Annotated in this window: 7 protein-coding genes; all 7 read right to left on the bottom strand. The window is 44.0% G+C overall.

Annotated elements, in window-relative coordinates:
- Positions 1–129: 129 nt before the first annotated feature.
- The 7 genes from J7E38_RS03260 to J7E38_RS03230 all read right to left on the bottom strand — a co-directional run bounded on the left by J7E38_RS03260 (position 130) and on the right by J7E38_RS03230 (position 9990).
- On the bottom strand, positions 130–1395 hold the full coding sequence (locus tag J7E38_RS03260) for a LysM peptidoglycan-binding domain-containing protein (protein ID WP_214708878.1): 1266 nt from the start codon (positions 1393–1395) through the stop codon (positions 130–132).
- Positions 1396–1511: 116 nt separating this feature from the next.
- Entirely contained in the window at positions 1512–4088 is a 2577-nt protein-coding gene (locus J7E38_RS03255; RefSeq protein ID WP_214708880.1) for a DEAD/DEAH box helicase, read from the bottom strand.
- A 106-nt stretch (positions 4089–4194) separates the two neighbouring features.
- Positions 4195–4575 (bottom strand): hypothetical protein, encoded by a 381-nt coding sequence (locus J7E38_RS03250; RefSeq protein WP_214708882.1) that lies wholly within the window; start codon positions 4573–4575, stop codon positions 4195–4197.
- A gap of 231 nt (positions 4576–4806) precedes the next feature.
- Positions 4807–7479 carry a pyruvate, phosphate dikinase gene (ppdK, locus tag J7E38_RS03245; RefSeq protein WP_214708884.1) on the bottom strand — a complete coding sequence of 891 codons (2673 nt, stop codon included), beginning with the start codon at positions 7477–7479 and terminating at the stop codon, positions 4807–4809.
- A gap of 4 nt (positions 7480–7483) precedes the next feature.
- Positions 7484–8296 (bottom strand): pyruvate, water dikinase regulatory protein, encoded by an 813-nt coding sequence (locus tag J7E38_RS03240; RefSeq protein ID WP_214708886.1) that lies wholly within the window; start codon positions 8294–8296, stop codon positions 7484–7486.
- A 14-nt stretch (positions 8297–8310) separates the two neighbouring features.
- On the bottom strand, positions 8311–8958 hold the full coding sequence (gene ccpN / locus J7E38_RS03235; protein WP_144479592.1) for a transcriptional regulator CcpN: 648 nt from the start codon (positions 8956–8958) through the stop codon (positions 8311–8313).
- A 276-nt stretch (positions 8959–9234) separates the two neighbouring features.
- Complete coding sequence (locus J7E38_RS03230) at positions 9235–9990, bottom strand: exodeoxyribonuclease III (RefSeq protein ID WP_214708888.1); 756 nt, start codon at positions 9988–9990, stop codon at positions 9235–9237.
- Between the last annotated feature and the right edge of the window lie 56 nt (positions 9991–10046).

Genomic DNA, 10046 nt, shown 5'->3' with positions numbered 1-10046 from the left:
CATTTTCTTCATGATCTGCCGGCGTTTTGTCCCAACCTGAACCTGCTTCGGACATTTTCTTCATTGTCTGCAGGCGTTTTGTCTGAACTTGCAGCTACAATGACACTATCTCCGTGTCAACCCAGTGTTTTATGCCTTTACAATATCGACCTTATCAAGATAAGCCCAGTTCTGCGGAGAACGGAAGCTCAGTTGCCAGTAGGTTGTTCCATTCAATCCATATAAGTCGATCAGTCTGTATTTTTCAATATAACTGCGGATATCCTCGAACCATACGATGTGTTCCTCCGTCCCTTTCCAATACCTGTACCAAGGTGATTGTGCGGCTGTATCAAACTGAATGACGGAACCTATTGAGATGGCAAGATTTTGTGCATCCAGCACGGAAAGGGCACGATACTGGCTAGTTGATACTATTTTGTCATGCCCATAGAGTGGAAGGCCAATCTGCAACTTTTCACGGGGGATAAGGGTCAGTGAATACCTGACAACAAGCGCGATCCACCACAGCGGAGAGACAGGATCCGGCGGACCGCCCGGGTACCCATAATCAATTGTCATAACAGCGACGATATCAGCAATCTCTCCGATTGTCTTATAATCATAAGCTCCTATGATGGGGTTGGAAGGTATATCTTCGGATTTTGCATGAACATTCACATGCAGGATAAGACTTCCCATTGCTGTTTTCAGTTCCCTGAGGAATGTATTAAAATCCTCTCGCTGAGGAGGCGGAATAAATTCCAGGTCTATGCTGATTCCCCGGTATCCTCTTTGTAATGCGAGATTCACCAGGCTTGCCACAAGATTCCTTCGATATGCCGGAGTTGAGAGAACTCTTCCTGCAAGTTCTTTGCTAAAACCTGCGGCTGTTGTATTTTGAACCATTAATAATGGAATGATATTCAATTCATTGCTTTTAATGACGATAGGGAGATCATCACCTGCTACATATGCATACCCTTCTTGTGTGAAGGAAAATGCTGCAACTGCCAGGTAAGTCAGGCGGGGTGCAATTTCTGCTAAATCGGTAAGGAATGTTGGAGAAGAACCTGGAACGATGAATCCTAAGGTGGAGAACTGCGGTTTGAAAGGAGAAGGTATGTTGATGTTCTGGCCAATATATAATCTGTTTGGATCCAGACCAGGATTGGCATTTAGTATAATGTTTATACTTGTCTGGAATTGCAGTGAAAGTTTCCACAATGTGTCGCCCGCTTTAATTTTATAAAACCTGATGATCGGTTGCCTGTCTGGAATATAAAGGTTAAGACCTGGAACAATAACATTCGCGGATGGAAGACCATTAACTTCCACTATATTTTGAATCGTTACACCATACAATTTGGAAATGGACCAGAGGTTTTCTCCTGGTTTCACTATATGGACAGCCATTTGATCACACCTTTTTGTTTTATCCTTCTATTATCATATGGCTGTTGTTCCGGTATATATTACTTTCGTTTTCCTAAGAAGCAGGGCTTAAGGAAATAAGCCCTGCTGCTAATAAATCATCTCCACCGGTCCTTTGGAGCACTGCGTTTTCTGTATTTTGCAGCATGGCAAGCATCACATATTTGGTAAGGAGAGTCCGTGTGGATTCCCTTCCCGCAGTGCCTGCATTTCTTTTTATAATTTTTCACTTCTGACTTTAAGAATTCATGTACTTCGTCACTTAGCTCTGTACGGACCCTTTCCCAATAAACAGCTTCTGTTTTTTTCCCTAGTTTATATAAAAACAATAGGTGGAGTCCGATTGCTTTATAAGAAAGCTCAAGCTCTTCAAGACTTGCCGTTTTCACAGGAGGTTCTGGCAGCTCATCACCAGCAACAATCGCCTTGATCGTTTCCAGCCACTGTTCGATAAGAGCTGGTTCCCTCGATGAAAAAGGAAGATGCAGGAATCCGTAGAGTTCCATCATCGGCAGCCTTGCTTCGATTTCGGTGTCCCTCACATATTCATAAAGCTCCCTTTCTTCAGACAGAGAAGCTTTGTTTGTGCCCTTTGGACTCTCGAATTGATCCCATAATTCGAAGAATACAGCCAGCGTTCGATGATACTTCTGGAACCTTTCAAATATTGCTGAAGTAGGTGCGATAGAAAATGTCTCAACGAGTTTATCCTCTTTTTCAAGCAGCTTTGACATTAAGTCAATTTCCGAAGTAAAAGCTACCCTGCCGACATTGTAAATTCCTTTTCTTCCTGCACGGCCAGCAATTTGCTTAATTTCCTGGGAAGTCAGCTTCCTTCTTCTCGTCCCATCAAACTTTTCATTTTCAAGGAATACGATTCTCCGGATCGGTAAATTCAGCCCCATGCCAATAGCATCCGTAGCTACGACGACACTTGTTTCCCCCTTGATGAAGCGGTCTATTTGCTTCTTCCTCGTTTCTGGCGGCATGCTGCCATAGATCATGCTGACCTGGCGGCCGCTGTTCTGCAATTTCGCTGCATTTTCAAGCACCTGTTTCCGCGAGAAACAAACTAGCGCATCCCCTTTTTTGGTATTCTTAAGGCTGAATTCTTTGTTTTCGACCTGGAGAGGGATTTCTCGGCTGTATTCGTATATTTCCGCCACCCCATCATCAAGAAGATCCATCATCATTGCCTTGATATTTTTGCTGCCGATGATATGAACTTCTTCCGCATTCGCTTTTGTGATTGCTTTGAACCAGGAGAAGCCACGGTCCTTATCTGCGATCATCTGGGATTCATCAATGACGACTACATGGTAAAAGTCTTTTTCATGGAACATTTCAACTGTACAGGAAATATGGTTTGCACCTGCCACTGGTTTTTCTTCTTCCCCTGTCTTTAAAGAACAGGGGACGCCCTCAGCATTCAATTTTTCGTATACCTCAAGTGCCAGCAGGCGCAGGGGAGCGAGATAAAGGCCGCTTTTTGCTTGCTTCATCCGTTCAAGTGCCTGGTGGGTTTTACCGGTATTGGTTTCACCGATATGCATAATGTATCGGACATTGCGCCTGAGGGAAGGGTTGTATTCCCTGCCAAAAATATCTTCCATCATGCGGGCTTCTTCTTCCCTGATCCTTTCAAGCTCTGCCTGTTCTTCCGCCCTCCTGCGCTCTCTGTCGGCAAGGTTCTTATCATAAACTTCCTGATGAACTTCATAATCAAATGGAATATCCGACAACCGTATAAGATCACTGATATACTCTTCCTGAAGCTTATAAAGGAAACCGTCAATATAAATTTCGACCAGATCACTGATGATTCTCCGGGTCCCAGGAATCGACAAAGGATCTTCAAATACATCTTGATAAGAATTGATCAAGTCCTGGTCAAGATATTCCAGCACCTTCTCTGCTGCTATGCTGGAAAAAAAGTCCAGTACCGCTTTCTCAAAATGATACTGGTAAGTTTCATACTCAAAATAATACCTTCCCCAGTGGGATGTCTGGTGAATTTGCCCGGTCAGCTCATCGAAGAAATCAGCCATTGTCCTGTAGTCATCTGGATTGAACGAACCGATCACTGTCAATTTTTCTTCAAGCATAAAGGTGTCTATATCTTTGTATTTCGATTCTTCCTGAAAAATCCTCTTAAGCTCGATGGACATATTATATCTGATTTTTAAATAGGCAAGTTCCTGGAATTCATTTAAAACCGTCTGGGCTTGTTGATAGATCGTTTCGATGACTTTCGCCTTTTTTTCAAGCAAACGGTCTTCTTCCTCTTTCTTCAGGAACTTCTTTCTTGCTTGCTGGTACAACTCAGGCCAGACGTCCTCACTGATGGAAGAAGTGATCCATGCTTTTGGATCAAAAGGTTGATAGCTTCTTATTTCATTCCTGAAAAGCTTATTGATGAGTTTGCGGTCTACACCTTCCACAATATAATCCCGCTCACTTAAAAATTCCTTTTTATCACGCTTTGAAAAGTCATTTGTCGATTTCGTCAGCCAGACATTCAGCCAAATCTGGCTGATGTATGTATCTCTTGCTTTAAGGTACTCTTCCAAGTCTGGAAGACGGTCTTTTTCGCCAAGGAATTTCTCAATGTCTTCCATGATTTTATTTTTCGTATTTCCAACTGCTTCCTGATAGATTGTTTCAATTTGTTTCATATCTGATCCCCTCAAGATTGCCTAAATATAAATAAAAGGCCGCACAATTGGAATGTGCGTCCCTTCCATTTCCTATACTCTGTAAAGTCAGAGGAATGGTGTGATACTATGCATTCTTTACCTTAAACTTTTTCATGACCTTTGTTGAAATCTTTTTATCATCCTTTGTAACAGACTTTGGTTTATACGGCGATACAGGTTTGATTTGTTCATTATTTTCAACACTTAGAATTTCCAGGTAAAATGCTGTACTCTCCCGATTACCATTTAAATATCCACGGAGGATCTTCATTTTTTCAGGAGTTCCTGTAAAATCGCCTTGATAGTCCCATTCGATTTCATTTTCATATCTTGAATCCATTTTTTCCTTCAATGCAAAAGCCTCTGATAAAGCATCCTCTGGTGTCGAAAAATAGGATTTCGTTCTCCTAAGCCCTTTCTTTTTGCTGCCATCTCCAGCTTTTGCCTGATATAGTTTGATTAACATCTTCCTCATCCTCTCTGGTTTTGGTCTCACGCCTTCTCATGGTAAGTCGAAACACCAGAAGACCCGAGGAATTACATATTATCTAGTATACCCTTTTTTCCATCAGTTACCTATTAATAAGAAATAAAGCCTACAATAAACGGAAATGGAGAGCTAAATTTGGGCGATATTATCGTCAGCCAGCTAAAAGTAAGAAAGGAGCGTGATTTTGAAACACGCTCCAATTGAACATTATTTTGCTGCGACAGCTTCTTTTTCATTATTTTTTTCGTGGCGGATTGTTGCCTGAGCAGCTGCAAGTCTTGCAAGCGGCACACGGTAAGGAGAGCAGCTGACGTAGTCAAGTCCAGCATTATAGCAGAATTCAATCGAACTCTTCTCGCCCCCGTGTTCACCGCAAATTCCAGTCTTCAACCCAGGCTTTGTTTTTCGGCCCAGTTCCACACCTGTCTCCAACAATTTGCCCACTCCCTCGCGATCAAGGACGGCAAATGGATTTTCAGGAAGAACTTTTTGCTCGATATAGGCCTGCAGGAATTTGCCTTCAGCATCATCTCGGCTGTAACCGAAAGTCGTCTGGGTCAGGTCATTCGTGCCAAATGAGAAGAAGTCTGCTTCCTCAGCAATCTGATCAGCAGTAAGGGCTGCACGCGGGATTTCAATCATCGTTCCCACGGTATACTCGAACTCCTTGCCTGTTTCTTCTTTTATGCTAAGAGCAGCTGCATTAACGAGTTCACGCATTTCCTTCAGCTCATTCACATGCCCAACTAAAGGAATCATGATTTCTGGTTTTGCCTCGATTCCCTTATCAGCTAATTTCGCCACCGCATAAAAAATCGCTCTTGCCTGCATTTCATATATTTCAGGATGAATCATGCCAAGGCGGCAGCCGCGGTGTCCAAGCATTGGATTGAACTCATCCAGCTGGCGCACTTTCTTCAGCAATGCTTCTTTTTCCTTAAGTACCTTTGATTCCGGGTCCAGAATTTGAAGTTTTGTAATCTCAACCAAAAGTTCTTCTTTATCAGGCAGGAACTCGTGCAATGGAGGATCAAGCAAGCGAATCGTCACAGGCAGTCCCTGCATCACTTCCAGAATTCCCTCAAAATCTCCCTGCTGCATCGGCAGGAGTTCATCCAGCGCAGCGTTCCGCTCATCAAATGTTTCTGCAAGGATCATCTTCTGGACAATCGGTACCCTTGCAGCGTCCATGAACATATGCTCCGTACGGCAAAGACCAATGCCGCCAGCTCCAAACTCCAGTGCTTTCGCGGAATCCTCAGGGTTATCAGCATTTGCGCGGACGCCAATTTTCCGCTCCTCATCTGCCCATGACAATAATAATTGAAACTCAGCAGACAGCTCAGGTTCAATCATCGGGATTTCACCGAGCATAATTTCACCTGTTCCTCCATCGATCGTGATGATATCCCCGTGGTTCACGACCACTTCCCCGACCCGGAACTGCTTTTGGTGCAGATCGATTTTCATCGCTTCACATCCGCAAATACACGCTTTACCCATTCCTCGCGCCACTACTGCGGCGTGACTAGTCATACCGCCGCGGCTTGTTACGACAGCCTGGGCTGAAATGATACCATGGATATCATCTGGAGTTGTTTCTGGACGCACAAGGATGACCTTTTGTCCTTCATTTACCAGCAGCTCTGCCTCATCTGCATCAAAAACAACCTTGCCTGTTGCGGCACCTGGTGAAGCAGGAAGGCCTTTAGCCAGCTGATTACGTTCATAATTCTCATCAATCCTGCGGTGAAGAAGCTGATCAAGCTGTTCAGGATCAACACGCAGCAGTGCAGTCTTTTTATCAATGATTCCTTCTTTCACAAGCTCTGTTGCAATTCGGATCGCCGCCTGCGCGGTGCGTTTCCCTGTACGTGTCTGAAGGATGAAAAGTTCACCGCGTTCTACAGTAAATTCAATATCCTGCATGTCCTCGTAATGCTGTTCAAGCCGGTTGCATGTGTCAACGAATTGCTGATACACAGCAGGCATTTCATCTTTTAATGTCTGGATTGGCTGTGGGGTCCGGATGCCTGCCACGACATCTTCTCCCTGTGCGTTGATCAAGTATTCTCCATAAAGGATGCTTTCCCCTGTGGATGGGTCCCTCGTAAAAGCAACACCAGTACCCGAATCGTCTCCCATGTTCCCAAATACCATGCTCTGGATATTTACCGCTGTGCCTAAATGTGATGGAATTTTATTCAACCGGCGGTAAACGATCGCCCGTTGATTGTTCCAGGAGTCAAATACCGCGTTGATGGACAAGAATAGCTGTTCCTTTGGATCCTGCGGAAACGGCTTCCTCGTATGCTTTGTCACGATATTCTTATATCCTTCGATGACTTCCTTCCAGTCTTCTGCCGTCATCTCCGGGTCTGAGTTATAGCCTTTCGCTTCCCTTGTTTCTTCCAGTAATCGCTCGAAAAAGAACACGTCAACATCGAGGACAACATCACTGAACATCTGAATGAAGCGGCGGTAGGAATCATACGCAAACCTTGGGTTGTTTGTAAGCTTTGCCATTCCTTCAACTGTCTCGTCATTCATGCCAAGGTTCAAAATTGTATCCATCATTCCCGGCATTGAGAATACTGCGCCAGAGCGGACGGAGACTAGCAGCGGATTTTCAGGATTTCCCAGCTTCTTTCCTGTTTTCTCTTCAAGCTCCCCAAGAGCTTCGAGCACCTGTGCCTGAACTTCTGCCGGGATCGTCTTTCCCGCATCATAATATGAGTTGCACGCTTCTGTCGAAATCGTGAATCCGAAAGGTACCGGAAGGCCAATACGTGTCATTTCCGCCAGGTTCGCACCCTTCCCACCCAGTATTTCTTTCATTCCGCTATTTCCTTCATTAAAAAGATACACAAATTTAGACATTCGCTTAACTCCTCTCACTTTTTAGAATATCAAGTATCAGCCCTGCAGTTTCTTCAATGGCCTTATTGGAAACATTGATGACCGGGCAGCCAACACGTTTCATGATTTTTTCAGCATAATCCAGTTCTTCTAGAATTCGCTCATAGCTGGCATAATTCGCCCTAGCTCCAAGACCAAGCGCCTTCAGCCTTTCCGTCCTGATTTCATTCAGCTTATCTGGTGAAATGATCAGGCCTACACATTTGCTTCTCGGAATCTGGAATAATTCATCCGGCGGTTTGACCTCCGGCACAATCGGTACATTGGCTACTTTGTAACGCTTGTGGGCCAGATACATTGACAGTGGAGTTTTCGATGTTCGAGAAACACCGACCAAAACGATGTCAGCCCTTAATATCCCCCGCGGGTCCCTGCCATCATCATATTTTACGGCAAATTCGATGGCTTCGATCTTGCGGAAATATTCATCATCCAATTTCCGCATCATGCCCGGACGATGGTTCGGCTCTTTGTTGAATTTCTTTTCAAAGGCGTTCATAAGTGGATTCAACAAGTCGACTGCGTAAATCCCTTCCTCTCTTGCCCTCCGGTCCAGATAGTCTTTAAGTGCAGGTACGACAATGGTGTAGGCGATAATGGAATGTCCTTGCCTGGCCATCATCAAAATGTCCTCAATGTCTTCCTCATCCTCAACATATGAATTCCTTCTTATATCAACCTGCCCGCCGTTAAACTGTGTTGCCACAGCTTTAACTACAAATTCTGCTGTTTCCCCGACTGAGTCGGATACCACATAGACAACTTCCTTCATATCCAAAGTGCGCTCACTTCCTAGACAGATTTTTGCTCTGCGATTTCTAAATATACCTTGGTAATCGTTGTTTTGGTTATTCGCCCGATGACCTCATATGAATCGGGGTTACTGCTGAGTTCACGTACGACAGGGAGAGAATCAATTCTGTTCGTAACCAGTTTCCTGGCAGCCTGCAGCAGCGTTTCTTCGGGCTTTACCGTTATGATGTTAGGCATCCTGGTCATGATGACGCTTACAGGAAGGTCCTCAAGGTTCTTGTTTCCAATCGCTGCCCTCAGTAAATCCTTTCTCGAAATGACCCCAGCCAGGCACCCCTCTGAATCAACAGCATACAAAGTCCCGACATCCTCAAGGAACATCTGGACAATCGCATCATATACAGAGGAAGACTTTTGCACCACAATTGGATGGCCTTTATAATCCTTCACCTTCAAATTCAGTACCTCTGTCGGTTCGAATAGTCTCTCTTTATCCTTATTGAAAAAATAGCCGACTCTTGGTCTCGCTTCCAGACTTCCTGCCATTGTGAGGATCGCCAGGTCGGGACGAAGGGTTGCCCGTGTCAGCTTCAGCTTTTCGGCAATTTGTTCCCCAGTAATCGGACCGTCCTCTTTTACAATTTGAACGATTTCTTCCTGCCGTTTTGTTAGTTTAATAGAACTCACCACCAACGTACCCCCAATAATAATTATGTAACATTATCAAGGATTTTTTAAATGTGTTATCCTTATTAGTTTATAGTATATAACATTTAATAAAAAATCAAAAGAAAAGGTTTTAATATTTCTAGATTTCTTTTAAAAATGTTGTTTTCAACTGGTCATTCTTTATTTTAAGCGAGGAATTAGGTCATACTGTTTAGAATTCCGCATTCACTCAAGTACAACCTTGTCTGTTAAGAAAATAAATCCCCTGGAACACCATCCAGGGGATTCAAAACCTTATATATTCAATTCAAGTGTCACAGGACAGTGGTCGCTGCCCATGACAAAACACTCTGTTCCTGCTTGATGAATGGCAGGTGCCAGTTGTTCGGAAACAATGAAGTAATCAATGCGCCATCCTATATTCCTTTCTCGCACTTTACTCATATAAGACCACCAGGTGTAAACATCCTTGGCATCAGGATGGAGATATCGGAAAGAATCAACAAAACCACTGTCCAGGAGTTGGGTCATCTTCCCGCGTTCCTCGTCGGTAAACCCGGAATTTCCGCGATTCGATTTAGGATTTTTTAAGTCGTGGTCATTGTGGGCGACATTCAGGTCTCCGGTCAGGACTACTGGCTTCACCTTTTCCAATTCGAGTATATATTCCCTTAGTTTGTCTTCCCAGGATAAACGATAGCCGAGTCGGGCAAGATCACGCTGAGAGTTCGGTGTATAAACATTAATAAGATAAAACTGATCAAACTCAACAGTGATCGCTCTTCCCTCATGATCATGTTCTGCTGATCCGATGCCGTATTTTACTGATATAGGCTTCTGTCTGGTAAAAACAGCGGTACCTGAATACCCTTTCTTTTCAGCATAGTTCCAGAACTGGTGGTACCCTTCCATTTCGAGGCTTATCTGGCCTTCCTGCAGTTTCGTTTCCTGAATGCAAAACACATCCGCTCCCGCCTCCTGAAAGAAATCCAAAAAACCTTTGCGGACACAAGCCCTTATGCCGTTCACGTTCCATGATACTAATTTCATAAATCACTTTCTCCTTGATTATTAATCTGCCTTGCGGAAAACTTGTATTCTCCTAT

The organism is Bacillus sp. ISL-35, assembly GCF_018613355.1.
In the GTDB taxonomy this organism is placed as follows: domain Bacteria; phylum Bacillota; class Bacilli; order Bacillales; family Cytobacillaceae; genus Mesobacillus.
This window is presented reverse-complemented; position numbering and strand designations above follow the sequence as displayed.